Below are 24,928 nucleotides of genomic sequence, written 5' to 3'. Positions count from 1 at the left end.
CAGTGCTTGCTTAAACCGGGCGCTTCGTTACTGACAGCAATCGCTTTGCATTACAGAGACTTCAGCATCTCTTCGGGCAATGCCAGCACTTGGTTGCTGTTAACGCCGATGCCACGCTCAATGATGTTGCTAGCAATTGCTTTAGCTTCATCCAGTGAGTGCATTACATAGGTGCCACACTGGTATTCATTGAGCTCAGGGATCTCTGACTGATTGGCGACCTTGAGTACATCTCGCATCGCCGCTTGCCAGGCATCGGCCACTGTTTGCTCACTGGGAGCGCCCACCAAGCTCATGTAAAAGCCGGTACGACAGCCCATGGGCGACAGGTCAATGATCTCTACCTGTTCACTGTTTAAGTGATCACGCATAAAGCCGGCGAACAAATGCTCCAGAGTATGTATGCCTTTCTCGGACAAGATCTCTTGGTTAGGCAGACAGAAGCGCAAATCAAACACGGTAATGGTGTCTTTGTTCGGCGTGGCCATGGTTTTGGCTACTCGCACCGCCGGTGCTTCCATACGGGTATGATCAACGGTAAAACTGTCCAGCAGTGGCATTAGGTTATTCCTCTATTTAGATGTCACAGAGATTGTGACAAAGAAAAGGGCAATGGCCAAGGTAATTCAACAGATAACGCCTTGCGCGCCTTGAGTTATACGTTACTTTTCCACATTTTGACGCTAAACAGCGCCGGTTATGCTGCGTCCGTTACACTGCGTCTTCATTTTGTTCACCGGTGCGAATACGGATCACTTGGCCCACATCAAAGACGAATATTTTGCCGTCACCAATTTTACCGGTACGTGCGGTCGCTTCAATGGCTTCAATACAGGACTCTAATAAGTCATCTTGTACCACCAGCTCGATTTTCACTTTAGGCAAAAAATCCACCATATATTCAGCACCACGATACAACTCGGTGTGACCTTTCTGGCGGCCAAAGCCTTTAACTTCCGATACCGTCATGCCGGTAATGCCGCGCTCGGCCAAGGCTTCACGCACATCATCCAATTTGAAGGGTTTAATAATGGCTTCAATTTTCTTCACGGTGGATTCCTTAATATAGATAATGAGAGTTCCGCCTTTGGCGAAATGCGAGAGCAAGCGTTCGCCTACAAAACCCTACACAGTTTGGTGCGGGGCGCTGCTCTTTACCAATTTATACGGCCAAACCCTGAGGTAATGGGATAGCGTCTGCCTTTGCCAAAGCTACGCGGGCTGATACTCGGCCCCACTGCACCTTGGCGGCGTTTATGTTCGTTAATATCGACCAACTTTATCACTCGGCGCACATCCGCTTCGCTAAAGCCCGCCGCTAATAAATCATTTAAGGATTTATCTTGCTCCACATAGGCTTCAAGCAAGGCATCCAGCACCTCATAAGGGGGCAGATTGTCTTCATCTAGCTGACCGGGCGCTAATTCGGCGGACGGCGGGCGGTCAATCACTCGCTGCGGGATCACATAGCCTAAGGTATTACGATAGCGCGATAAGGCAAACACCAGGGTTTTTGCCACGTCTCTTAGGGGCGCAAATCCGCCTACCATGTCGCCATACAGGGTGCAGTAACCCACGGCCAGCTCGCTCTTATTACCGGTAGAGAGCACCAAACGACGCTTTTTATTCGACAGCGCCATTAATAACATGCCGCGCGCCCGCGCCTGCAAGTTTTCTTCTGTAGTATCACCAGCCGTCTTTTCTTCACCGGCAAACAGCGGAGTCAGCTGCTGCACGAAGGCTTCGAAAATAGGCTCAATCGGCACGCTATCATATTCAATGTCTAATAGTTTAGCTTGCTCTTGTGCATCATCTACGCTGATGGCAGCCGTATAACGAAACGGCATCATCACCGCCTGCACCTGATCTTTGCCTAGCGCATCCACGGCGATAGCCAAGGTGAGTGCCGAGTCAATGCCGCCCGACAAACCTAGCACGGCGCCCGCGAAGCCATTTTTTTGCACATAATCGCGGGTGGCCAATACCAACGCCTGATACAACTCGGCTAAGGGCTCCTGCTCTGGGCTAATGGCCGCCGGCTGCGGCGATTTTTGCTCAAAGCGCACCAAAGCTAACTCATGCTCAAAGGCCGCTAAGCGCTGGGTGAGCTCACCGGTGGCATTAAAGACTTGCGAGTGACCATCAAACACCAGATCGTCTTGGCCACCCACTTGATTAACGTACACCAAAGGCATGGCCGCCTCACGGCTGCGCTTGGCCAATTTTTCATGGCGCAGCTGCGGCTGCTGGCCATGAAAAGCCGACGCATTTAGGCTGAGTAAGATTTCCGCACCGGCCGCTCTGGCATGTTCAACCGGCTTAGTGCCCCAAATATCTTCGCCCAGCAAGATACCAAAGCGGTGACCTTTAAAACTCACTACCCCGGCTTGTTCCCCTGCACTAAAGTAGCGCTGTTCATCACAGAGACCGATATTTGGTAAACATTGCTTAAAGTAACGCTCTTGTAGCTGGCCCTGCACATAAAATGAGGCCGCATTATAGCAATGCCCGCCTTGGCGCCACGGGTGGCCCACCAGTATGGCAATGTTACTGCTGGCCGCGGCCAATTGTGCCAAAGCAGCGTTCACCCGCTCATATAAGTCGTCGCGCAGCAATAAGTCTTCAGGCGGAGAGCCACTGATGGCTAATTCAGAAAATAACACTAAGTCGGCGCCTTGAGCTTGGGCATCTGTGATAGCGCCGAGCATGGCTTGGGTATTAGCTTCGATGGCACCCACAGTAAAATTTAACTGCGCCAGTGCCAGAGTCAGGTGTGACGGCATGAATCCTTCCACTTATATTCTGCGATAGTCGCATAGTAATAAAACTAGCCTTGCTTGTCAGTTTAAAAGCCCAAGCTAGCTACCAAAGCCATGTAATTTCAACACTTAAGGGGCATCAAGGCCGACTGCCAAAGGGACCTGCGGTAAGGGTGGGTAAGGCGACCAAAGCCGTTTGTAGGGTAAAAGTCTGTGGTTCACCCTGAGTATTATGCCAGGCCACCGTGACTGAAACGTCTTGCTTACCGCCAAATTGTGCATTGGTAACCGCCGGCTGCCACGCTTGCTGCGACGAGCTCCAATTAAACGCATGCACAGCCCAATCGAGGCTAAATTCGGTGTGCATAATAAGTTGACTACCTTCGCCACTCACGACTAGCTGCGGCTGATTTTGCTGAGCAAAGTGTCGTAGCTCATCCAGCTTTGACTCTGCCAAACGCAGCGCCACTTCACGCTGCCTGCCGTCTCGGCTGATGTTTAAATAACGCTGACTGAGTGGCAGCAAAGCCGCAGCCATCACGGCGATAAGCACCAATGCTACCATTACCTCAATCAAGCCAAAGCCTCGCGCGCTCCTCATTAAGCCTCCCGTTAGTCGTCATGCCAACTGCCAGCAATCACACTGAGCAACCGAAAAGGACTGGCGCCCGCAGCGGGTTGACAAGCGCTCATCGTGCACAGCAGGCTCGCATCATAGCGCAGTACAAAATCACCATTCAGTTCAGCGTTGCCCGCCCCCATGATAAGACCACCGATAAGCTCACTGCCATTGGCTAAGCTCAGCGAACGAGCGGTGCTATCTGTGCCGTACAATACCAGCAGGCCATGTAACTGGGTGGGCGTATTGGCCGTTACTGCCATGTCTTTGACCAGCAAGATCACGGGAGCGGCGTATGAGCTCACCACTTGATCTAACTGGCAGCTCACCCCATTGCTGACTATATAAAACCCTGCCCGCTGAATTTGGCTGCAATCTTGCACCACAGCTGTAGCAAGGCGTGCTAGGTGTGGCCATTGGCTGGCATCATAACCAAACACATAATCTAATAGCTCAGCAGGAAAGCTCGCATCTGCCAGCCGTACATCCTGCTCAAGGCGTTGTTCATGCGCGTCCACTTGACTCAAGCTCACCGAGCAGTGGCGCGCCTGAGTGTCATAATCGGCCAAAGCACAGGTGTGCAGCTCGCCATGCACGTTTAAGTTTCCGGCAGACCACACCGAGGACATATCGGCATTATCTTGCTGTGCCACTATCTGCAATTGACCATTAACGACGGTATTAGCGCCACCTAACATGAGTGGAGAGGTAGGCCCTGCGTGCTGCGGGTTCAATACTGTACGCTCGGCCAAGGCTAGGCTGACACGACTGCGCGCACCACTATTCATGCTCGCAGTTGCCGTTAATTGTCGTACTCCGGCTAAAGAGCCATGGGGCGCTATGTTAACCTCATAACTGACCTCACCTAAATCATGAGTCACACTGCGCGCCAAGCTGTGGATGTTGGGCTCAACTTTGAGCTGCGCTATGGCCTCCGCCAAACCTTGCTCAGCAGCGGCATGGGTTAACCGATACTCTATTTCATTGAGCGTCAGGCGCCGCTCAGAGACCAACGCTTGGCCCATAAATAGCGTTAATGAGCTTAAAATTGCCAGCAATAACAGGCTAATAGCCAAGGTGGTAAATCCCGCTTGCGGCGTCATTACCCGCCACCTTGATTTCTTAACAGCACCTGTTTGTGTAAGGTTTGCGCTAAGTCCGGCCGCGCCACATAAGCGGCATGCATCACTAACTCAATACTGCGCGCACCTTGAGCGGAGCTGTTAGGCGTTAAACGAAAAGATAACTGCTGTACGCGAATTTCTTTACTGGAGATAAGCTGGTTGCCTGATCCACATAGAAGATTGAGCGGCTCTACACTTTGCACATCATGATGACGATGTACCCGCAGCACACCCGTGCTGGCCTGAAAATGATAAACCCGCACCACTGCTTGTTCACCTGAAGGGGCATCGGCGTCCCAAAATTTAACGCGGATACAGTGAGCCGCATTAGCGGCAGGATATAAGTCTTCGCTCGGAGAAAATACCAAGTGCTTGGCGGTGGAGGCTACCGAGTTCAATGCCACCTCAGTTACGGCCGCAGGATGATAACCGGCCCGCTGAATATCTCGGCTCAGCAAGTCACTGATGCTTTGTACCTCTTGATTCAATCGCGATAACTGCAAGGTGGTATTGGCTGTGCTCAATAAGCTGATAAACAAAGACAGCACAGTCGCCAACACCACCAAGCCCGATGCCATGGCCACTAAGATTTCTAATAATGAAAAGCCCAACGCCGCTTTTAACATGGCGGCACGCCGGGCAGCTGACTGTCAGAGCAGGTGCGAATAATGCTGTTATTCCAAGTGGTCACCTTAAGATCATGTTCCCCTTGTTTAAGGGTGAGGTTGCCCGACAGTAAAGCACTTCTTCTGGGTTTAAAAATAAGGTGGGGAGTGGGATACGCAGCGGTGAGGATCACGCCAAGAAACTGCTGGCCGCTCACCTGTTCAATTTGGTCAATAACTTGGCTATCGCAGTCCCCCGCTTGGCTTAGCTCTAGCACTTGATATTGCCAAGCAGCCGTACCCGAGCCGCTAAAGCATACGGTAATATTGGTGTTGCGCTTAATGGCTTCACTGCGGGCTTGCTGCAAGTGCGCATACACTAAGCTGCCAGCGCCACGCACACGATACTGCTGAGCAAGGCTCTGAAAACTAGGCACCGCCAGCATGCCTAAGATGGCGATTATCATTAAGCTCAGTAACAGCTCGATCAGCGTTAGTCCTGCCTGACTCACTTGCATACTGCCTCCTTGCAGCACACGCCTTTACCATACGCACCCTGTTTACAAGGTTAAGACTAAGCTTGGCTCAGGACCTTCTTTTCAACAAGGCAAGCACATGAGTCGCATTGAGTATGCATCGCAGACAGCTGAACAATCAGGGTTTTCGTTAGTTGAGCTACTGATTGTGGCCACCATAATCGCTATCTTGGGTGCCCTCGCCTACCCCAGCTTCTCGGCGTACTTATTAAAAAATCAACGCCTGGCAGCCCAAAAATCCTTATATGCTCTGCAGCTACAACAAGAAGAATGGCGGATCAGCCATGCGCAATACGCAACCGACATCAGCGATTTAGACCCAAGACTTGCAGATCACACCCACTACAGCTTTAGCATCACCCAAGCCAGCAGCAGCCACTATCAATTAACCGCCACCGTCAAAGCCGGCTTAGCCCAAGCGCAAGACCGCCAAGGTGCTCAGTCTTGCCAAACGCTAACTCTCAATCGCAGTCATGAAAAAACACCCGTCGAGTGTTGGGAATAGCCTTTTTAGCAAGCTGGCAGCTCAATTGCCCCATTCTGCCGGATCACAAACAACAAAAAGCCGAACTATAAAGTTCGGCTTTTTTATTTTTTGGCTTAGCGCTGTTTAGCTTACGTTTTTAATTTTAAGCTCGGCGGGCACTTCAAACACGATATTTTCTTCGCGTCCTGGGTGCTCGGTAACCGTATTGCCGCCTAAGGTTTTTAGATGATTAATCACCTCTTGCACTAAGATCTCCGGTGCTGAGGCGCCGGCGGTCACCGCTACTCGCTCCACACCCGCCAACCAGCTGGCATCAATCATTTCGACACAATCGATTAAATAAGCGCGGGTGCCGATTTTTTCTGACAGCTCGCGCAAACGGTTGGAATTAGAGGAGTTTTTAGAACCTACCACTAACATCACGTCCGCCTTGGCGGCTAACTCGCGTACCGCATCTTGACGGTTTTGCGTGGCATAACAAATGTCATCTTTACGCGGCCCTTGAATGGTCGGAAAGCGCGCGCGCAGCGCATCGATTACGTCCGAAGTTTCATCCACACTAAGCGTAGTTTGGGTCACGAAAGTCAGGTTATCCGGGTGTTTAACCGCCAGTGTTTCTACGTCGGCTGGGTTTTCTACTAAGTAGATGCCCCCCTCAACACTTTCATACTGGCCCATGGTGCCTTCCACTTCTGGGTGGCCCGCATGGCCAATCAGTATGGTTTCTATGCCTTTTTTACTGGCTCTGTGCACTTCCATGTGCACCTTGGTCACCAAGGGGCAAGTGGCATCAAACACTTTTAAGCCGCGGCGCTTGGCTTCTTCGCGCACCGCTTTGGATACACCATGGGCCGAAAAAATCACGATATTATCGTCTGGCACCTGATCTAGCTCTTCCACAAACACGGCGCCCGCATTTTTCAGCTTATTGACCACATAGCGGTTATGCACCACTTCATGGCGCACATAAATGGGTGCGGAAAATTTCTCTAGCGCACTTTCCACTATGCTGATGGCGCGATCCACGCCGGCACAAAAGCCGCGCGGGTTGGCCAGTAGAATATCCATGCCAGACTCCTTAATATCTAAACAAACCGTTTATGCAACGGTCAGTATTTCTACGTCGAAGGTAACGCGTTGACCCGCCAGTGGATGGTTGAAGTCAACGGTCACCGAATCGCCGGCCACGTCGCGAATAATGCCGGGAATTTCGGCACCATTGGGCTGAGTAAAGGCCACAATCGAGCCTTCACTCAAGTCCAACTCCGCGGCAAATTGGCGGCGTTCCATATAATGAATGTTATTGGGATTAACCGGCCCAAAGGCATCATCAGGGCCCAGCTCAAAGCTGTGCTGTTCGCCGGCTTTTAAGCCCAGTAAGCAGGCTTCAAAGTTAGCCGTTAGGCTGCCATCGCCCATCTTCAACTTGGCCGGTTTACCTTGTAACTTGGTGCTGTCGGCCACTGAGCCGTCGGCCAAGGTGAGCGTGAAGTGAAATAACACTTCACTCTGAGCTGCTATCTGGTTACTCATCTACTTTGTCCTTCTTCAGGCTGTCGATGATGATCATGGCGGCACCAATAAAGATAAAGCTGTCCGCCAAGTTAAAGGCCGGCCAATGCCAAGCATTCACGTAAAAGTCGAGAAAGTCGACCACGTGGCCCAGCAAGAGTCGGTCAATCACGTTACCGATGGCGCCACCAATCACTAATGCATAAGCGGCGGGCAACCATCGGGCGGCTTTGGGCATTTTAGCCATCCACACGCTTAATAACACAGTAACGGCGGTGGCGAGGCCGGCAAAAAACCAGCGTTGCCAGCCGCCTTGATCCGCCAAAAAGCTAAAGGCAGCACCCGGGTTATAGACGTGCACTAAGTTAAAGAAGGGGGTGATTTGCACCCCTGGATAACCAAACTCCAAATAAGTCACGGTGAACCACTTGGTCACTTGGTCGAGCACTATGGCCACTAGGGCCAGCCACCACCAACGCAGACCACTATTTAACAGTGAGCCTAACGGTGAGCTTAGCTGTGAGCCTCGCACGTTCGTCATTAAGCAAACCGGCGAGTTTCGCCGTCCCCAGAGACGTTAGACACACAGCGACCACACATATGGTCGTGCTCTTCACTTACGTCAGCCACATGGTGCCAGCAACGACCGCACTTCTGCGCTGCGCTCTTCGCCACAGTGATCTTTAAGCCTGCAAGTTCGGTGTCTTGGGCGTTAACGGCTTCTGGTAACGGCTTAACCGTTACACTTGAGGTCAACAGCACAAAGCGCAGCTCATTCCCCAAACGGCCCAGCGTGGTCGCCAATGACTCATCCACAAACAGCGTGATATCGGATTCAAGCGCACCGCCAATCACTTTCTCTTTACGTGCAGCTTCTAAGGCTTTATTGACCGCTTGACGCACGGTAAGCAATTCCGCCCAGAACTCATCATTCAGTGTTTCATCGGCGGCCAGACCAAATAGTCCCTCGTAGAACTCTTCGGTAAACACAAATTGGCTGCGCTCGCCGGGTAACAAGTTCCAGATTTCATCAGCGGTAAAGCTCATGATAGGTGCCATCCAGCGCACCAGCGCTTCCACTATATGGAACAGCGCCGTCTGACAAGAGCGACGGGCCAAACCATCGGCTTTCGCCGTGTACTGGCGGTCTTTGATCACGTCGAGATAGAAAGAACCCATTTCTACCGAGCAGAACTGCATCAGCTTTTGGGTAACCAAATGGAAGTTATATTCATCATAGGCGGTGACGATTTCTTGCTGAATAGCCTGCGCACGGCCCACGGCCCAACGGTCAATCAACACCATATCATCCGGTGCCACCATGTCGGTGGCCGGATCAAAGCCATTCAAGTTAGCTAACAAGAAGCGCGCCGTGTTACGAATACGACGATAAGCATCGGCACTGCGATTTAAGATCTCATCAGACACCGTCATTTCACCGGAATAATCCGTGCCCGCCACCCATAAGCGCAAGATATCCGCGCCCAGCTTGTTCATTACCTGCTGTGGGCTAACCACGTTGCCAATTGACTTAGACATCTTACGACCGTCGCCGTCTACGGTGAAACCGTGGGTCAGCACTTGGTTGTAAGGCGCATGGCCTTTCATGGCGGTGGAGATCATCAGGGATGACATAAACCAGCCGCGATGCTGATCCGAGCCTTCCAGATACAGGTCGGCACTGTGGCCGCCAAACTCGGGACGCGGATCAACCACAGTAGAGTGAGTGGATCCTGAGTCAAACCACACATCCAGCGTATCCAATACTTTTTCGTATTGGCTCGCTTCTTCGCCTAACAGCTCGGTCGGATCCAGATCCCACCAGGCTTGAATACCGGCCAGCTCCACGCGCTTGGCCACTTCTTCCATTAGTTCAGTGGCTCGCGGGTGCAACGCTTGAGTTTCTTTATGCACAAACAAGGCAATCGGTACACCCCAAGTACGCTGGCGCGAGATACACCAATCCGGGCGATTCTCAACCATGGCTTGAATACGGTTTTGACCCCACTCTGGCACCCATTGTACTTTTTTGATCTCAGCCAGCGCTTTTTCACGCAAGCCGCCCTGCTCCATGCTGATAAACCACTGGGGCGTAGCACGGAAGATAATGGGCGTCTTATGGCGCCAGCAATGCGGATACGAGTGCATGTAGGCTTGATGATGCAAGAGTGCGCCGCGCTCTTTGAGCACTTCTACTACTGAATCGTTAGCTTTAAACACATGCTGACCGGCAAACAGTTCAGTGTCTGGCAAGTAGACACCGTTGCCGCCCACGGGGTTGGCAATTTCTAAGCCGTATTGCTGGCCAACCACGAAGTCTTCTTGACCGTGGCCCGGTGCGGTATGTACGGCACCGGTACCTGCGTCTAGGGTCACGTGATCGCCTAAGATAGCGGGCACCGAGAAGTCATAGAAAGGATGCTGAAAACGGCTCAGCTCAAGGGCACTGCCTTGGCAAAAGCCTAAGTTGTGATACTGGCTGATGCCGGCGCGGTCCATCACTTCAGTCACTAAGTCGGCGGCCAAGATCAAGCGCTCTGGTTGCTCGCCTTCTACTTGTACTAGCGCGTAGCTGAGCTCTGAGCTCAAGGCCACGGCGCGGTTAGCGGGCAACGTCCAAGGCGTGGTGGTCCAAATGACCACAGAGATAGCGCCTTGACCGGTGTGGCCCACGGGGCAATCAAACAGTGCCGCTACGGCGTCTTGATCTACGGCTTTAAAGCGTACGTCAATGGCCGGAGAGCGACGGTCTTCGTACTCAACTTCTGCTTCCGCTAATGCGGAGCCGCAATCGGTACACCAGTGCACCGGCTTTGAGCCTTTGTGCAAATGGCCGTTATCGATGATCTTGCCCAGTGAGCGAATGATGTTGGCTTCGGTGCCAAAGTCCATGGTCAGATACGGATTTTCCCAATCGCCCAGTACGCCTAAACGAATAAAATCGGCTTTTTGCGCGGCAATTTGGGTTTTCGCATAAGCACGACAGGCTTCACGAAACTCAGCGGGCGTCACTTTCACGCCGGGCTTACCAATTTTTTCTTCTACTTTGAGCTCAATCGGCAGACCGTGGCAGTCCCAGCCGGGAATGTAGGGTGAGTCGAAGCCCTGCAAGCCTTTAGACTTGACGATAATGTCTTTCAGAATTTTGTTTACCGAGTGACCAATATGAATGCTGCCATTGGCGTACGGAGGGCCGTCATGCAAAATAAACGGCTTTTTGCCGGCTTTAGCCTGACGCACGGCGCCGTAGAGATCCTGCTCAATCCAGCGCGCCAGCATCACAGGCTCACGTTGGGCAAGATTACCGCGCATCGGAAATTCTGTTTCGGGCAAATTCAGGGTGTTTTTATAGTCGCTCATGAGTCCTACATTCCATTCGGTTCTGATGCCGTCAACCCAAACCAATGGCGGGCTGCAACGGCATCGCGTTGAATTTGCTCCTTTAACAACGCAAAGGAAGCGAATTTTTGTTCACTGCGCAATTTTTTGCACAGCTCTACTTCCACCTGTTTACCGTAAATATCACCGGAAAAATCAAACAGATGAACTTCTAATAAAGCTTGGCTGCCATTTACAGTTGGCTTATTACCAATATTGGCCACGCCCGCGTGGGGCTTACCCTCTAACCACAGCTCAACCGCATACACGCCGGACACTGGGCTAACTTGACGTTTTAATGCCACGTTGGCGGTCGGAAAACCAATAGTGCGGCCCAACTTGGCACCGTGTGCCACCCGACCACATAAACTATAAGGCCGGCCTAGCATCTCGGTGGCATCTGCGAGTTGGTCATTACCCAGCGCCTCACGGATTAGCGTGCTGCTCACGCGTTGACTGTTTCTGCGCCAACTTTGGGTGCTGACCACGTCAAAATTAAAGGCGGCACCGGCGCGGGTGAGTAATTCAAAGTCGCCGTTGCGGTCTTGGCCAAAGCGAAAATCGTCACCCACTACTAAAAACCGCACCCCCAGCTTATCCACTAATAAGTCGCGAATAAAATGATCTGGGCTTTGGGCGGCAAAGTCCGCGTTAAAGCGCACGCACAATAAACGGTCGATACCCAGACGCGCCAGTTGCTGATATTTTTCACGCAAGCGGGTAAGTCGGGCCGGTGCCTGACCACCACTAAATAACTCTCTGGGTTGAGGCTCAAACACCATCACACACGCCGGCACTTGTAAGCGGCGCGCTTGCTCAATTAAGCCTCGCAGCACGGCTTGATGCCCTAAGTGCACCCCATCAAAGTTACCTATGGTGAGCACACATCCCTTGTGCCAGGGTTTGATGTTGGGAATGCCGCGTATAAGCTCCATAGACTCCAAGGCCGACCTTAAATTGTAAAGCGACGGATTATACCTCAGGCCGCCGCTAGGATCAGCTCTATAGGCTTTTAAAATGCGACAAACGCACGCCAGTCAGCACCAGTAACACACCGTAACACACAGCACCGGCTCCAATATAGGCCAGCAGATGCCCCGCACTGCTCAGCATGCCCCACTGGGCCCAGGTGCTCAGCGGCGGCGATAACCAGACTAATAACGCGGCCATGGTCAGACTAGCTAGCGCAACTTTACCGGCAAACCACAGAGTTTTACGACTCGGATGGTAAATACCGCGCTTACTCAAGCCCCACGCCAGCAAGCCCGCATTCAAGATACCAGACAGTGCGGTGGCCAAGGCTAAGCCCACGTAGCCCAGAGGGAAAATCAAAATGGCGTTCATCACCATATTGGCCACCATGGCGATAATACCAAAGCGCACCGGCGTCTTGGTGTCTTGGCGGGCATAATAACCCGGTGCCAACACCTTGATCAGCATAAAGGCTTGCAGGCCCACGCCATAGGCAATCAAGCTTTTGCTGGCCGCCGTCACTTCCGTTACCCCAAACTCGCCGCGCATAAACAGCACGCGCAGCATGGGCTCGCTTAATACAATCAGGCCTAACATGGCTGGAAAGCCCATCAGCAACACCATGCGCACCCCCCAGTCCATGGTGGCGGCAAAGCCCTCTTTCGATTGTTCTACATGGCGGCTGGATAAGGCCGGTAAAATCACGGTGGCGATGGCAATGCCAAATAAACCAAGCGGAAATTCCAATAAGCGATCCGAGTAATACAGATAACTGATGGAGCCGGTGGCGAGAAAGGACGCCAGCATGGTATCAAACAATAGGTTTACTTGGCTGACCGACACCCCAAACAAGGCGGGGATCATCAGGGTGCGGATTTTTACCACGCCCGGGTGATGCCAAGCCCAGCGCGGACGCACCAGCATGTGCAAGCGACGCAAAAACGGAAACTGGAACAAAAATTGGATTAAGCCACCGAGAAATACCCCTATGGCCAAGCCCATTTCTGGCTCCGCCATGCGGGGGGAGATCCAGAGTGCGGCTCCTATCATGGCCAGATTCAGAAACACCGGCGTAAAAGACGACACTGCAAACTTGCCAAAGGTATTTAAAATCGCTCCCGACATGGCGGTAAAGCAGATAAACCACAGGTAGGGAAAGGTCACTTTTAGCAGTACAGAAGCCAGCTCAAATTTATAGGCTTCGGGTCCATCGTTATACCACTCTAAAAACCAACCAATGCCAAATATGGCGGTCACAATGCCAGAACCGACCATGCCAATTAAGGTCACCACCGTCACTATCATGCCAAGGGTGCCGGAAACGGCGGCAATTAGGTCCTGCGTATCCTTAAAACTGCGAGTTTGTTTGTATTCTGTCATCACCGGAATAAAAGCCTGATTGAAGGCTCCTTCGGCGAATAGACGACGTAAAAAATTAGGTATACGGTTGGCAAAAAAGAACACATCTGCAGACGCACCAGCGCCTAACAAGTTAGCGATCACTACATCTCGCACCAAGCCTAACACCCGAGAAATCAGGGTCATGGCCGATACAATTAGGCCTGATCGTAAAAGCACCTTACTCAAAATGAAAACCTCGTAGTAAGAAAATTGCTGAAGGTGGGGTAATGCTGGTAGAATTCGGCCGACAGTTTAACCTTCGGCTCTGTATCTGACCACAGGGCGATGTTTATTTGCACAAACCAATTGACAATCCGTAGTGAAAAAGGCATATTCCTCGGCCTTTTATTCTCACTCGCTAAGACAGTTTTAGGAGTTTTACCTTGGCTAATATCAAGTCTGCTAAGAAACGCGCGCTTCAATCTGAGAAACGCCGTAAGCACAATGCCAGCCGTCGTTCTATGGTTCGCACTTACATGAAAAAAGTACTTGCAGCTATCGCGACTGGCGATAAAGCAAACGCTCAACAGGCGTTTGACACTGCACAACCATTGTTGGATCGTATGGCCACTAAAGGTCTGATCCACAAGAATAAAGCAGCTCGTCATAAGAGCCGCCTGAACGCAAAAATTAAAGCCCTGTAAGTTACAGACTTTATTAGCGCGTAAAAAAAACCGGCTCACGCCGGTTTTTTATTGTCTGATTTTCAGTGTGAGGCGTAAACGTGGCGGGCAAACAAGTTTCACGCCTAACCACCCCTCACTTTTTACCCCTCACTCCTCACAATGATTTCTCACTGCAATACAGCTTGTGCAGTAGGCTGATCACTTCTCGTACTTCTTCACTTTTTAGCGAGTAATACACGGTTTGCGCTTCTTTACGGGTGCGAACGAAACCGTCGTTACGGAGCAAGGCCAAGTGCTGGGAAAGCGCCGACTGGCTTAAACCTAAGTGTTGGTTCATTTCCCCTACCGACAATTCTTTGTCGAGTAAATGACACAAAATAAATAATCTGCGCTCATTCGCCAGCGCCTTAAGCAGCTTAACGGCATTGCCCGCGCCCGCTCGCATTGCATCCATATCCATCATTATGCCCACGTTAAGATGTTTAACTAAATTCGCCGTCAAAGCTGACGGGCGCGATACCTGTAGAAAAATCGTCTAAACCAGAAAACAACATACTAAAATCACTTTCGCATAATCGCTTCACCGCTGGGTGTTGTATCATACGTTCGGCGAAAATAACGTAATATTCTTCTTTTAGCTCCTCCACTCGGCCAATCTCAACCACCGGCTGATATTGCAAAATCGCGTCTCGATAAATGGCGGGTGCCACGAAGATACCTTGGTTAAAAAAGCCAAACGCCTTCATCAGCGCTGCATCATCAAACTCACCGAGAATTTGCGGCTTTAAACCCTGCACTTCCAACCAATGGCGTAATTGTCGGCCCATGGCGGTACGACGGCCCGGGATCAGCAAGCGACGCTCTTCTAAGCACTCAGGAAAAGGTTTAGTGGGCAGCGGTTCACGACAATAAAAACCCATTTCACACTCGCCGAGCTTCTTCGATAGCAAGCCGGCATGCTGAGCTGAGTCCACGGGACAATCTGATAAGATCATATCCAGCTTGTGTTCGCTCAATTGCTCGAGCAGCATCTCGTGGGTCGACTCATAACAGCGCAGGTGAATCGAGCCGTCGTTAGGGATCACCGACATTAACACTCGACTCGCCAAGCGTTTAGACAGCGCATCCGCAATACCCACATCAAAAATCAGATGATCTTCTTTACGATAATGGACGATATCCAGCATTTCATAAGACAAGCTAAACATGCGATCCGCATACTTAAACACCAGTTGGCCCAGCTCACTGGCTTCCAATTGCCGGCCTTTGCGTTTGAATAGCTTACCGCCCAAGCGTTGCTCAAGCTGGCGGACCTGTCCGGTGACGGTTTGCGGCGTTAAGAATAAGGCCTCGGCAGCTTTGGTCACCGAGCCCTTCTTTTGCGTCATCCAAAAGTAATACAGATGATTATAATTAAGGTGTGACAAAGGAAATCTCCACGACATGTGCCCCATCATAATAAAAGCGGCTGGGTTTGAATACCCAGCCGCTCTATTCTTGGTCACGGTCGCAATAGCCGTTTAGCAACACCAGCTAGGCTTACACGCGAGTTAGTTTTGCGTTTCTACTTCCCCTACCGGCTTTAACTGATGCCGAGGCAAAATGACATACAAGAGTGTGTAGCCCAAGCTGGCCGCCAAAGTAGAGCCCAATAAGATGCCTAAGCGCGATAAGTTCGCCAACTCGGGGGTTTGTGCGAAAGCCAAAGAGGCAATAAAAATAGACATAGTAAAGCCGATACCACAGAGCACAGACACGGCAAATATCTGCCTCATACAGACTCCAGCAGGCAACTGTGCCCAACCTAAGCGTACCGCCAGCCAAGCACTTAAAAAGATGCCCATCGGCTTGCCTAGCAGTAAGCCGGCCATAATACCCAGCGGCAGCGGAGCTGCCAGATCAGATAATGATAAGCCTTTAAGTGAGACGCCCGCATTTACAAAGGCAAACAGCGGCAGAATAAAAAAGGCACACCAAGGATGCAAAAATTTCTCTAGCTCTTGAGACGGTGAAAACTTAATACCGTGCAGGGGGATCAAAAAGCCCAAGATAACGCCGGCTATGGTGGCATGCACCCCAGACTGCAGTACCGCCACCCAGACTACCCAGCCCAAGATCAGATAGGGCACCAGATTCTTCACCTGCGCGCGGTTAAGCCAGTACAAGCCGCCAATACCTAATGCCGCTACCGACAGCGCGGGGATCGAAATACCATGATTATAAAACAGCGCAATAATGATAATAGCGCCCAAGTCATCAATAATGGCTAGCGCCAGTAAAAACACTTTAAGACTCAGCGGCACTCGTTTGCCCAGCAGGGCTATCACGCCCAAAGCAAACGCAATATCGGTGGCGGTCGGAATGGCCCAACCATCTTGGCTCGCGCCTTCGCCAAGGTTAAACACCAAAAACCACAAGGCGGGAAACAGCATGCCGCCTATCGCAGCCAGCGCCGGAAACATGGCTTTTTCTCGGCTAGAGAGCGCGCCCGAGACCAGCTCGCGTTTCACTTCGAGGCCGATCACCAAGAAAAAGATCGCCATGAGGCCATCATTTACCCAATGCGCGAGGGTTTTATCTAAATCCAAGCTACTAATGCGCAGCTGAATTTGAGTATTAAGTACGTTCTGATAGATATCAGATAAGCCCGTATTGGCCATCAGCATGGCAATAATGGCGGCAATAATTAACAAAATACCGCCAGAAGATTCCATTGCCAAAAATCGTTTTAGTACATAGGCCATATGATAGAGACTCCTTCTCATCTACGATCCGCTACCGAATAAACTCGGCTCATCCCTAACGGGCATTCCCTTGCGTTACCTAACTCAGACGGCATTACCTGTGCCGTTAATTATAGTTTTTACATTAAAAAAAAAGCAAACACCTTAGGGGCTGTTGACCTTTCGAGATGATTTTTGCAGCAGTTTGTGGGGTCTTTATACAAGACATCGCTTGTGCCATGGAGTCATTCTCCATAAATAAGCGATAACGCCGTAGAAAGGCGCCACAAATGCTGCCCGTAGGGTTCGGCTAAACGCGTTTTTCTCTTTGTTGAGTGGGAGTTTGCTTAGAATGACTAGGCTACACCCCACTCGCCGCGATAAAAACGCGTTTAACTCGAACAAAATTTAACCGCGAAAGGTCAACAGTCCCTAGCAACGCCCCCATAACATATTGGATCTTGCGTTAAATGGCTACTGCGCCCTTAATATGCGGGTGTGCTTCATAGCCTTCGAGTACGAAGTCTTCAAAAGCATAATCGAATAATGAGTCCGGTTTTCTGGCCAAGGTTAACCGAGGCAAGGCGAAAGGCTGGCGCGTTAACTGCAACGCCGTTTGCTCCAGATGATTACGATACAAATGCACATCGCCACCGGTCCAGACAAAATCTCCCACTTCTAAGCCCGCCTGTTGCGCCATCATGTGCGTTAACAGCGCGTAACTGGCGATATTAAAGGGTAAACCTAAGAACACGTCACAACTGCGCTGGTAAAGCTGACAAGACAACTTGCCGTTCACCACATAAAACTGAAATAGCGCATGACAAGGTGCGAGCGCCATTTGATCCAGCTCACCCACATTCCAAGCCGAGACAATAATGCGTCGACTATCAGGATTGGTCTTAATGGTGTGCAGCGCCTCGCTGATTTGGTCAGTCACTTGACCATTAGCCCCTTGCCAGCTGCGCCACTGATGGCCATAAACTGGGCCTAAATCTCCATTCTCATCGGCCCACTCATCCCAGATGCGCACGCCGTGCTCTTTGAGATAGCCGGTATTAGTATCACCGTTTAAAAACCACAGTAACTCATGAATGATCGACTTGAGATGGCACTTTTTAGTGGTGACCAACGGAAAACCCTCAGCCAAATCAAAGCGCATCTGATGGCCGAATACGGATAAGGTACCGGTGCCGGTGCGGTCTTCTTTCACCGCACCTTTGTCTAAAATATGCTGCATTAAATCAAGATAGGCTTTCACGCTATTTGTTCTCCGTTAGTAAATCATTGCGGGTGTACCATTGGGGGCGAGCGAAAGCGGCCCACAGCATAATGCCGCCGGCCAGCATCATGGGCATGGATAGCAACTGCCCCATGCTGAACAAGTCGAGGTACAAGCCCAACTGCACGTCTGGCTCGCGCACAAACTCCACCATAAAGCGGAATAGACCATAACAGGCGAGGAACAAGCCTGAGATAGCACCACGGGGCGCACGCAGTCGCCAAGCTAAGTTTAAGATAATCAATAACACCACGCCTTCCAGCGCAAATTGATACAACTGGGAAGCATGACGAGGCAGCATGCCGGCGGCAGGGAAAATAATGCCCCACGGTGCGTCAGTCACTCGGCCCCAAAGCTCGCCATTAATAAAGTTACCGATGCGGCCTGCGCCTAAACCAAAGGGGATCAAGGGCGCGATAAAATCAGCCACGGCAAAAAAGGTTTTTTTCTGTTTGCGGGCAAATAACCACAGGGCGGTGATCACACCAATTAAGCCGCCATGAAACGACATGCCGCCGGTCCAGATCTTAACCAAATACAGAGGATCGTCCAAGAAGGCATCAAACTGGTAGAAAAATACATACCCCAGACGGCCACCGATGATCACGCCCAAGAAGCCATAGAAAAGCACATCCGACACCTGCTCTTTGGTCCATTGGGAGCCGGGCTGAGCGGCGCGCCAATTCGCGACTAACCAAGCAAAAATAAAGCCCAGTAAATACATCAAACCATACCAATGCACCGCCAGCGGGCCTATTTGGATAGCAATGGGATCGAAACCGGGGAACACCCAGTGGCCTTCAGACATGCCTTTCTCCAGAAACAACAAAAAGGGGGTATTGTGCGATCGCACAGGGATAATTGCCAGAAAAACGAGCCCTTTGGCGAGCTAGGCGCAAAGTTAAAAATTAAAGCTTTCTTTTTGCCACGGAATAAAGAGATCTTAATGGCAAGAGCCCTTGTCGCCGTCAACTTGTTCGACGGTCCTGCGCAGCAGGATGCTTTGAAATGAATCAACCTAAATATTATTTGCAACAGAAGACGCGGAATCTGAGGTTATCTCCTCTTCCCGCTTTACGCCTCACTCTTCAGTAATCAACGCGGCCCGCGCAGCAAGCCGCTTAAGCCCCGTTCTTCGAGGTAGCGACCAAAGACCTGTTTGATCGAACCCAATTGCTGCTGGCCTTCGGTTTCGGCTAGCAGTTTCTTTAGCTCGTCGCAGCGGGATTGGCGCACTATGTATTTAATGCGCAGAATATTACTGCTGTTCATACTAAAGCGCCGATAACCCATAGCGAGTAGGATCAACACGCCAATCGGATCCCCCGCCAGTTCACCGCAAATAGATACCGGCTTACCAAAACGCTCACCGGCATCAATAATCTGCTGCAAGGCGCGTAATACTGCCGGATGCAGCGCATCATAAATATTAGCCACCCGACCATTGTTGCGATCCACCGCCAGTAAATATTGGGTGAGATCATTGGTGCCCACCGACCAAAAATCCACCAAGGGTGCCAGTTCTGGCAATAGATATAATAGAGACGGCACTTCGATCATCACGCCCAGACTGGGGTAGCGAATAATTTGATGCTCGGGTGTTTCAGCCGACACCTCTCGCCAGGCTCTGTCTAACATGCGCCTGGCCACTCGTACTTCATCGAGGTTAGTGACCATGGGCAACATAATCGACAGATTATCTAAGCCATGACTGGCGCGCAGCATGGCTTTTAATTGCACTAAAAAGATTTCCGGATGATCCAGCGTTAACCGAATGCCCCGCCAACCTAAAAAGGGGTTTTCTTCAACAATCGGGAAATACGGCAACTGCTTATCGCCGCCCACATCCAAGGTACGCATGCACACGGGTTTGCCCGCGTAATTGGCCATTACCCGCCGATAGGTGGTAATTTGCTCTTGCTCAGAAGGAAAGCGATCGCGCAGCATAAAGGGAATTTCGGTACGAAATAAGCCAATGCCATCCACGGTATCATTGGCACTGATGGTGGTGTCTGCACTCAGGCCTGCATTCAATAACAAGGTGACGGGCACCTCGTCTAGGGTGTGCGCCTTATCATTGCCCACACTGGCAAACAGCGCATCCATTTGCTGTTCTTGCTTGATCAGGCGTTTATATTCGCGCAGCACAGACGCCACCGGCTCAACCAAGAGCTCACCGTTATAGCCATCCACAATCAATAAACGGTCTTCAAGCAACTCAAAGTTATGCTCAATGCCCATCACCGCAGGTACGCCCATGGAGCGCGCTAAAATGGCCGCGTGTGAATTCACCGAGCCTTTAGCGGAGACAATACCTTTGAGTTTATTGGGCGGAATCTCAGCGATTAAGGTGGCACTAATTTCATCTGCCACCAAAATCACAGGCTCATCGAGCGACAAGCTGTGCATGCCTTCATCTTCGTGGATCAAGCGCGTCAGTAGTCGCTGGCCGAGATCGCGAATATCTGCCGCTCGCTCACGTAAATACGGATCCAGCATATGACCAAATTGGGCAATTTGTTGTTCACAGATGCGCTTTACCGCACTGCCGGCAATCCAGCCTTGATCGATTTGCTGGCGGATCAAAGCAATAAATATCGGATCTTTCAGCAGGTATTGATACACCTCCAGCACGGCGACCGACTCACTGGCCTGTGACTCTTGCAGCCGCAGCGCCATGCCGTTCAGTTCATCTTCCACTTGGATCAAAACTTTATCCAGCCGCTGATGTTGCAGCTGTGGATCGTCTGCCTTACGCTCGGTGACTTGGGCCAAAACAATGCGTGGTCGCCATACCCAAGCACGACCAATGGCCACCCCAGGCGAGCCCGCTAAGCCCTTTAGCATGCCATGCCAGTTAGGTGAGCGTAAGTTACCCTTGGCTTCGGCATGAGCAATTACGGTGGCCAGCTGGGAGGCCAAGGTGACTAAGAAAGATTCTTCGCCCTCTTCAAACAAGCGCTCCTGCTTTTGCTGCACCACCAGCACGCCCAAGGTTTTACGCTGGTGGATAATGGGCGCGCCTAAAAAGGAGATAAAGGCGTCTTCGCGGGCTTCCGGCAAGTATTTGAATTTGGGATGAGAGCGGGCATCGGCCAAGTTAATCAGCTCTTCTTTGTCGCCAATTAAGCCGACTATGCCCTCACCCAGCGGGATTTTAGCGCGCCCCACCGCACTGGCCGCTAAACCATCGGTGGCGGCCAGCAGGTAGTTTTGCTGATGGGTTTGGCGTAAGTAAATAGAGCAGCAGTCAACGTTCATGGCAGAACGGGTTTGGCGCACTAGCTCATTCATGGCCTCATTAAGGTCAGAGCTGGCCGTGACCTGCTGGACGATTTCCCGCAATTCCTTTAACACTGCCGCCTACTCCTTAAGTTGCGCCGCACGTTTAACGCCTTACGTTATACGTAAAGCAACTTACGTTTAATTTTACGATTTCTCATACTCGAAGCACACGAACTTCAAGCCAAAACGCCGACGCCTCAATCACTTACAGCGTATAACGTACAGCGTAAGGCGCTGCTTAGCGCGGCCGTTTACGCAATTCGCGCCGACCTTGCTCCGCCATCACGATAGGCGCAAATTCCTTTAATACCCGTCGATAGACTTCTCGTTTAAAAGACACCACTTGGCGCACCGGGTACCAATAGCTGACCCAGCGCCAATCATCAAATTCCGGTTGGCCATGACAGCCAAACTCAATATGTGGCTCTTGTTCTGATTCCAATCGCAACAGAAACCACTTCTGCTTTTGACCAATGCAAACCGGATTACTGTCCCATCGAACCAAGCGCTTAGGCAGCTTGTACTTAAGCCAGTGGCGCGTGACCGCAAGCAAAGTTACATGCTCAGGTCTAAGCCCAATTTCTTCGTACAGCTCCCGATACATGGATTGTTCCGGACTTTCACCGTCATCCATACCACCTTGCGGAAACTGCCAAGAATGCTGGCCGTAGCGCCTCGCCCACAGCACCTGGCCTTTGCGATTGCAGATCACTATGCCTACATTGGGACGAAAACCGTCGCCATCTATCACGCAATCACCAGACTAAAAAAATAACATACCGAGGATTGTTCCATATTCCCCTATTCGCGGCAAATGATGCTGGTCACATAGCTGAAATAGCCAATCTTGAATAACTTGTGTTTTTGTCAATAGTTATGAACAAAAAAGGATCCATCAAGGATCACTTGCCCCCATATTGTGTGGATAAGCTTGTGATAAAGGCTGTATAGCTTGCACAAGTCTGCAGTACGCCAATAGAGAAGCCTGAGCCTGATCCTAAAACACAACAATAATAAACCAATATAATCAAAGCATTAAAAACAAAAAAAAGGATCGAACTGGATCTTTGCACAGGCAATTTAAACCTTATTTGATTGTGAGCAAGTTGCACTGTACAAAAAACAACCACACCCAAGTTATCCACAGCATTAAGGTAAAATTCGTGTTAACAAAACAAAACAACCGCCGTGCTCGGCAAATTTTCGCCCAAAAAATGCTAAAATCAGCATTCACCTGACTTATCCAGAATTTCTGTGGATAAGCCTGTGTAGCTGGCTGTTTTTGTGAGCGAAAAAACGTATATGATGACGCTAATCAGTGAGACGGATCAGTCGTTAGCTATAATGTTTTTTAAATCATTAGCTTGCATCGATTGCTGTCTTGTCAGTCAGTATTCATCTTTTATATTAGGGTTGATGATATTTTGCACAATTTAGGAATGCGCCCTCTGGACCGCGCCGCCTTGCTGCACAGTGCCGAACAATTAACTGGCTTATCGTTAGCGGAAATTGCCCAGCAGTTAGGGCTCTCGGTGCCGGAAAACCTGCGCCGCGATAAGGGTTGGATAGGTCAATTATTGGAGTTAGCCTTAGGTGCCAGTGCGGGTTCCAAGCCAGAGCAAGACTTTCCAGAGCTAGGCGTGGAGCTCAAAACCATACCGGTAGATGAGCGCGGTAAGCCGCTAGAAACCACCTTCGTCAGTGTGGCACCGCTCACCGGCATCAGTGGTTTGCGCTGGCAAGATTCAAACGTGCGCAACAAACTCTCTTGCGTGCTGTGGATCCCCATTATCGGCACCCGCCAAACGCCGCCCGGCGAGCGGATCGTCGGGCCTCCTTTATGGTGGCAACCCACGGCAGAAGAAGAACAGCTATTGCGCCAAGATTGGGAAGAGATCATGGAGCTGATAAGCCTAGGGCAAATTCAGACCTTAAGTGCGCGCCATGGCCAAGTGCTGCAATTGCGCCCCAAAGCGGCCAACAGTAAGGCGCTAACCGAAGCGGTGGGCGCACAGGGTCAACCCATCATGACGCTACCGCGCGGCTTCTATCTTAAAACCGGCTTTACCGCCGCACTCTTAGCCCGGCATTTTATGATTTAACTCACAGCGCCGAGCGCCCAGCACCAAGCGCCTAGCTAAAACACAGACACCCTCTTTTGTTTAGCTTGGTGCCGGCCGCTTGGTGCTCGGCGCTGCTGTAAACATCACTATTTTTCCGTGCTTCTCGTAAATAAAGAGGCGTGCCTCTCGTGACAAATAAGCGTGGCAAAGGATCTTTATTCTTTAGCTTGGTGCTTGGTGCCGGGCGCTAGGCGCTGCTCTTCTGGCTGCTCTTTCAGTCGCCAGATCAACCAGGCCACCAGCAAGATCCACGGAATGGCGAATAGGTTTAACCACGCCCAACCCAATAGTACTAAGCCTTGGCCGGCGAATAAGCTGCCCACGGCGGCGGCGCTAAACACCATAAACTCGTTGATGCCCTGCACTTTGGCTTTTTCTGCCGGCTGGTAGCTAAAGGTCAATAAATGGGTGGCGCCAATAAAAGTGAAATTCCAGCCCACGCCTAATAACAACAAGCCCCACCAGTAATTCCAAAAACCTTGCCCCGTGAGGTTCACCAGCACGCTGGCTAATAAGGCACCACAGCCCCAGAGGATCACCCGCCGCGTGCTGAAACGTCGGATCAGCGCGCCGGTAAAAAAAGACGGCACAAACATACCCAGTACATGCCATTGGATCACATAGGCCGTGGCACTAAAGTCATGCTGATCATGGTTCATGGCCAAGGGGGTAGCGGTCATGATCAACACCATAATGCCGTAACCTATCATGCCCGACGCTACCGCCGCCAGCAGCAAGGGTTGAGCAAATAACTGACCATAACTTCTTATTTGAGCCTGGGCATTGATCACCGCAGGCTTAGGTAAAGGCAGCATCATGATCAAACATAAGGCCAACACATAGAGGCCGAATAAACCGTAAAACGCGCCCGCGTAAGGGCTGGCGCTATGCCAATCTTGAGACAGTATGGCCAAGTTTGGCCCGATAATGGCCGCTAATACGCCACCCGCCATCACCATGCTAATGGCGCGCGCATGCAGCGGCTGGGCACAGGCTTCCAAGGCCGCAAACCGATATTGCTGCCCGACACCGATAGCAATACCGATTAAAAAAGTGCCCAGCGCAAACAGGCTTAAGCTGGTCAGCAATAACCCCTGCAACGACACCCAAGTACCTAACAGACCGATAAGATTGCCGACTACGAAGCCGGTTTTTCTACCCAAGCGCTGCATTAAGTGTGCGGCGGGCAAGGTGGCACAAATAACACCGATAAACTGGCAAGCAATCGGCAGCGTCATCAAGGCGGGATGTGCCGCTAACTCTTTGCCCACCAAGGCGGAGATCGACACCAGCAAAATATTGCCCGACATTAACAAAGCTTGCGCCAGTGTTAAGCCCCACACGGTAATCGGCATTGAGATTTCCTTACGTCAAAAGCGCCGAGCGCCCAGCACCAAGCTAAATAGAAAACAATAGGGCGTCTTCCTGACCTGCGTCAAGAAGACGCCTTAAGCACTGAACCCAGCTAAATACAGATGTCTATACTTAGCTGGGCG

General features: G+C 51.1%; 24 protein-coding genes. 3 read left to right on the top strand and 21 right to left on the bottom strand.

Annotation, left to right across the window (positions count from 1 at the left end; genetic code table 11):
• Positions 1 to 50 precede the first annotated feature (50 nt).
• The 7 genes from luxS to CBP31_RS10360 all read right to left on the bottom strand — a co-directional run bounded on the left by luxS (position 51) and on the right by CBP31_RS10360 (position 5,625).
• A complete protein-coding gene (gene luxS, locus CBP31_RS10390; RefSeq protein ID WP_087037034.1) occupies positions 51 to 560 on the bottom strand; it encodes an S-ribosylhomocysteine lyase in 510 nt (169 codons plus the stop codon).
• Positions 561 to 711: 151 nt separating this feature from the next.
• Positions 712 to 1,050, bottom strand: a complete 339-nt coding sequence (glnB, locus tag CBP31_RS10385) for a nitrogen regulatory protein P-II (protein ID WP_087037032.1) — start codon at positions 1,048 to 1,050, stop codon at positions 712 to 714.
• Positions 1,051 to 1,154: 104 nt separating this feature from the next.
• Positions 1,155 to 2,783, bottom strand: a complete 1,629-nt coding sequence (locus tag CBP31_RS10380; RefSeq protein WP_087037030.1) for an NAD+ synthase — start codon at positions 2,781 to 2,783, stop codon at positions 1,155 to 1,157.
• A 115-nt stretch (positions 2,784 to 2,898) separates the two neighbouring features.
• On the bottom strand, positions 2,899 to 3,360 hold the full coding sequence (locus tag CBP31_RS10375) for a type IV pilus modification PilV family protein (protein WP_087037028.1): 462 nt from the start codon (positions 3,358 to 3,360) through the stop codon (positions 2,899 to 2,901).
• An 11-nt stretch (positions 3,361 to 3,371) separates the two neighbouring features.
• Positions 3,372 to 4,481, bottom strand: a complete 1,110-nt coding sequence (locus CBP31_RS10370; protein WP_087037026.1) for a PilX N-terminal domain-containing pilus assembly protein — start codon at positions 4,479 to 4,481, stop codon at positions 3,372 to 3,374.
• A complete protein-coding gene (locus CBP31_RS10365) occupies positions 4,481 to 5,128 on the bottom strand; it encodes a PilW family protein (RefSeq protein WP_087037024.1) in 648 nt (215 codons plus the stop codon). Before CBP31_RS10365 ends, CBP31_RS10370 begins: the two co-directional genes overlap by 1 nt.
• Positions 5,122 to 5,625 (bottom strand): GspH/FimT family pseudopilin, encoded by a 504-nt coding sequence (locus CBP31_RS10360; protein WP_087037021.1) that lies wholly within the window; start codon positions 5,623 to 5,625, stop codon positions 5,122 to 5,124. The genes CBP31_RS10365 and CBP31_RS10360 overlap by 7 nt, the downstream gene beginning before the upstream one ends.
• Before the next feature lie 97 nt (positions 5,626 to 5,722).
• Here CBP31_RS10360 and CBP31_RS10355 point away from each other — a divergent pair, with 97 nt between their 5' ends.
• Positions 5,723 to 6,148, top strand: a complete 426-nt coding sequence (locus CBP31_RS10355; RefSeq protein WP_087037019.1) for a type IV pilin protein — start codon at positions 5,723 to 5,725, stop codon at positions 6,146 to 6,148.
• 105 nt (positions 6,149 to 6,253) lie between these two features.
• Here the strand turns inward: CBP31_RS10355 and ispH are convergent, their stop codons facing one another.
• The 6 genes from ispH to murJ all read right to left on the bottom strand — a co-directional run bounded on the left by ispH (position 6,254) and on the right by murJ (position 13,579).
• Positions 6,254 to 7,198: a 4-hydroxy-3-methylbut-2-enyl diphosphate reductase gene (ispH, locus tag CBP31_RS10350; RefSeq protein WP_087037016.1), complete on the bottom strand. Its 945-nt coding sequence runs from the start codon at positions 7,196 to 7,198 to the stop codon at positions 6,254 to 6,256.
• Positions 7,199 to 7,228: 30 nt separating this feature from the next.
• Positions 7,229 to 7,663, bottom strand: a complete 435-nt coding sequence (fkpB, locus tag CBP31_RS10345; protein WP_087037013.1) for an FKBP-type peptidyl-prolyl cis-trans isomerase — start codon at positions 7,661 to 7,663, stop codon at positions 7,229 to 7,231.
• Positions 7,656 to 8,183, bottom strand: coding sequence for a signal peptidase II (lspA, locus tag CBP31_RS10340; RefSeq protein WP_087037011.1), 528 nt, complete (start codon positions 8,181 to 8,183; stop codon positions 7,656 to 7,658). Before lspA ends, fkpB begins: the two co-directional genes overlap by 8 nt.
• On the bottom strand, positions 8,183 to 11,002 hold the full coding sequence (gene ileS / locus CBP31_RS10335; RefSeq protein ID WP_087037009.1) for an isoleucine--tRNA ligase: 2,820 nt from the start codon (positions 11,000 to 11,002) through the stop codon (positions 8,183 to 8,185). The genes lspA and ileS overlap by 1 nt, the downstream gene beginning before the upstream one ends.
• 5 nt (positions 11,003 to 11,007) lie before the next feature.
• The gene (gene ribF / locus CBP31_RS10330; protein ID WP_087037007.1) at positions 11,008 to 11,955 is read right to left on the bottom strand and encodes a bifunctional riboflavin kinase/FAD synthetase; all 948 of its coding nucleotides are present in this window, start codon (positions 11,953 to 11,955) and stop codon (positions 11,008 to 11,010) included.
• A 67-nt stretch (positions 11,956 to 12,022) separates the two neighbouring features.
• A complete protein-coding gene (gene murJ / locus CBP31_RS10325; RefSeq protein ID WP_087037005.1) occupies positions 12,023 to 13,579 on the bottom strand; it encodes a murein biosynthesis integral membrane protein MurJ in 1,557 nt (518 codons plus the stop codon).
• Positions 13,580 to 13,776: 197 nt separating this feature from the next.
• On the opposite strand from murJ, the gene rpsT reads away from it, so the two are divergent.
• Positions 13,777 to 14,037, top strand: a complete 261-nt coding sequence (rpsT, locus tag CBP31_RS10320; RefSeq protein WP_087037002.1) for a 30S ribosomal protein S20 — start codon at positions 13,777 to 13,779, stop codon at positions 14,035 to 14,037.
• 136 nt (positions 14,038 to 14,173) lie between these two features.
• Here the strand turns inward: rpsT and CBP31_RS10315 are convergent, their stop codons facing one another.
• The 7 genes from CBP31_RS10315 to rppH all read right to left on the bottom strand — a co-directional run bounded on the left by CBP31_RS10315 (position 14,174) and on the right by rppH (position 22,060).
• Positions 14,174 to 14,479 carry an ArsR/SmtB family transcription factor gene (locus CBP31_RS10315; protein ID WP_087036999.1) on the bottom strand — a complete coding sequence of 102 codons (306 nt, stop codon included), beginning with the start codon at positions 14,477 to 14,479 and terminating at the stop codon, positions 14,174 to 14,176.
• Positions 14,480 to 14,501: 22 nt separating this feature from the next.
• Positions 14,502 to 15,446, bottom strand: coding sequence for a transcriptional activator NhaR (gene nhaR, locus CBP31_RS10310; protein ID WP_087036997.1), 945 nt, complete (start codon positions 15,444 to 15,446; stop codon positions 14,502 to 14,504).
• A 123-nt stretch (positions 15,447 to 15,569) separates the two neighbouring features.
• Positions 15,570 to 16,763 (bottom strand): Na+/H+ antiporter NhaA, encoded by a 1,194-nt coding sequence (gene nhaA, locus CBP31_RS10305; RefSeq protein ID WP_087036995.1) that lies wholly within the window; start codon positions 16,761 to 16,763, stop codon positions 15,570 to 15,572.
• A gap of 445 nt (positions 16,764 to 17,208) precedes the next feature.
• On the bottom strand, positions 17,209 to 18,003 hold the full coding sequence (gene thyA, locus CBP31_RS10300) for a thymidylate synthase (RefSeq protein ID WP_087036993.1): 795 nt from the start codon (positions 18,001 to 18,003) through the stop codon (positions 17,209 to 17,211).
• Position 18,004: 1 nt separating this feature from the next.
• On the bottom strand, positions 18,005 to 18,832 hold the full coding sequence (lgt, locus tag CBP31_RS10295; RefSeq protein ID WP_087036991.1) for a prolipoprotein diacylglyceryl transferase: 828 nt from the start codon (positions 18,830 to 18,832) through the stop codon (positions 18,005 to 18,007).
• 287 nt (positions 18,833 to 19,119) lie between these two features.
• Positions 19,120 to 21,381, bottom strand: coding sequence for a phosphoenolpyruvate--protein phosphotransferase (gene ptsP / locus CBP31_RS10290; protein WP_087036989.1), 2,262 nt, complete (start codon positions 21,379 to 21,381; stop codon positions 19,120 to 19,122).
• Positions 21,382 to 21,547: 166 nt separating this feature from the next.
• A complete protein-coding gene (gene rppH, locus CBP31_RS10285) occupies positions 21,548 to 22,060 on the bottom strand; it encodes an RNA pyrophosphohydrolase (RefSeq protein WP_087036987.1) in 513 nt (170 codons plus the stop codon).
• Positions 22,061 to 22,748: 688 nt separating this feature from the next.
• Here rppH and mutH point away from each other — a divergent pair.
• Positions 22,749 to 23,411, top strand: coding sequence for a DNA mismatch repair endonuclease MutH (gene mutH / locus CBP31_RS10280; RefSeq protein ID WP_087036985.1), 663 nt, complete (start codon positions 22,749 to 22,751; stop codon positions 23,409 to 23,411).
• 176 nt (positions 23,412 to 23,587) lie between these two features.
• On the opposite strand, the gene CBP31_RS10275 is transcribed toward mutH, so the two are convergent.
• Positions 23,588 to 24,787 carry an MFS transporter gene (locus CBP31_RS10275; RefSeq protein WP_087036983.1) on the bottom strand — a complete coding sequence of 400 codons (1,200 nt, stop codon included), beginning with the start codon at positions 24,785 to 24,787 and terminating at the stop codon, positions 23,588 to 23,590.
• Positions 24,788 to 24,928 lie beyond the last annotated feature (141 nt).

Source organism: Oceanisphaera profunda (assembly GCF_002157895.1).
In the GTDB taxonomy this organism is placed as follows: domain Bacteria; phylum Pseudomonadota; class Gammaproteobacteria; order Enterobacterales; family Aeromonadaceae; genus Oceanimonas; species Oceanimonas profunda.
This window is presented reverse-complemented; position numbering and strand designations above follow the sequence as displayed.

What these genes read in the sequence shown, in the direction of transcription:
- luxS (WP_087037034.1), bottom strand. Translation starts at nt 560, where the DNA reads ATGCCACTGCTGGACAGTTTTACCGTTGATCATACCCGTATGGAAGCA.
- CBP31_RS10380 (WP_087037030.1), bottom strand. Translation starts at nt 2,783, where the DNA reads ATGCCGTCACACCTGACTCTGGCACTGGCGCAGTTAAATTTTACTGTG.
- CBP31_RS10375 (WP_087037028.1), bottom strand. Translation starts at nt 3,360, where the DNA reads ATGAGGAGCGCGCGAGGCTTTGGCTTGATTGAGGTAATGGTAGCATTG.
- CBP31_RS10370 (WP_087037026.1), bottom strand. Translation starts at nt 4,481, where the DNA reads ATGACGCCGCAAGCGGGATTTACCACCTTGGCTATTAGCCTGTTATTG.
- CBP31_RS10365 (WP_087037024.1), bottom strand. Translation starts at nt 5,128, where the DNA reads ATGTTAAAAGCGGCGTTGGGCTTTTCATTATTAGAAATCTTAGTGGCC.
- CBP31_RS10360 (WP_087037021.1), bottom strand. Translation starts at nt 5,625, where the DNA reads ATGCAAGTGAGTCAGGCAGGACTAACGCTGATCGAGCTGTTACTGAGC.
- CBP31_RS10355 (WP_087037019.1), top strand. Translation starts at nt 5,723, where the DNA reads ATGAGTCGCATTGAGTATGCATCGCAGACAGCTGAACAATCAGGGTTT.
- ispH (WP_087037016.1), bottom strand. Translation starts at nt 7,198, where the DNA reads ATGGATATTCTACTGGCCAACCCGCGCGGCTTTTGTGCCGGCGTGGAT.
- fkpB (WP_087037013.1), bottom strand. Translation starts at nt 7,663, where the DNA reads ATGAGTAACCAGATAGCAGCTCAGAGTGAAGTGTTATTTCACTTCACG.
- lspA (WP_087037011.1), bottom strand. Translation starts at nt 8,183, where the DNA reads ATGACGAACGTGCGAGGCTCACAGCTAAGCTCACCGTTAGGCTCACTG.
- ileS (WP_087037009.1), bottom strand. Translation starts at nt 11,002, where the DNA reads ATGAGCGACTATAAAAACACCCTGAATTTGCCCGAAACAGAATTTCCG.
- ribF (WP_087037007.1), bottom strand. Translation starts at nt 11,955, where the DNA reads ATGGAGCTTATACGCGGCATTCCCAACATCAAACCCTGGCACAAGGGA.
- CBP31_RS10315 (WP_087036999.1), bottom strand. Translation starts at nt 14,479, where the DNA reads ATGGATATGGATGCAATGCGAGCGGGCGCGGGCAATGCCGTTAAGCTG.
- nhaA (WP_087036995.1), bottom strand. Translation starts at nt 16,763, where the DNA reads ATGGCCTATGTACTAAAACGATTTTTGGCAATGGAATCTTCTGGCGGT.
- lgt (WP_087036991.1), bottom strand. Translation starts at nt 18,832, where the DNA reads ATGTCTGAAGGCCACTGGGTGTTCCCCGGTTTCGATCCCATTGCTATC.
- mutH (WP_087036985.1), top strand. Translation starts at nt 22,749, where the DNA reads ATGCGCCCTCTGGACCGCGCCGCCTTGCTGCACAGTGCCGAACAATTA.
- CBP31_RS10275 (WP_087036983.1), bottom strand. Translation starts at nt 24,787, where the DNA reads ATGCCGATTACCGTGTGGGGCTTAACACTGGCGCAAGCTTTGTTAATG.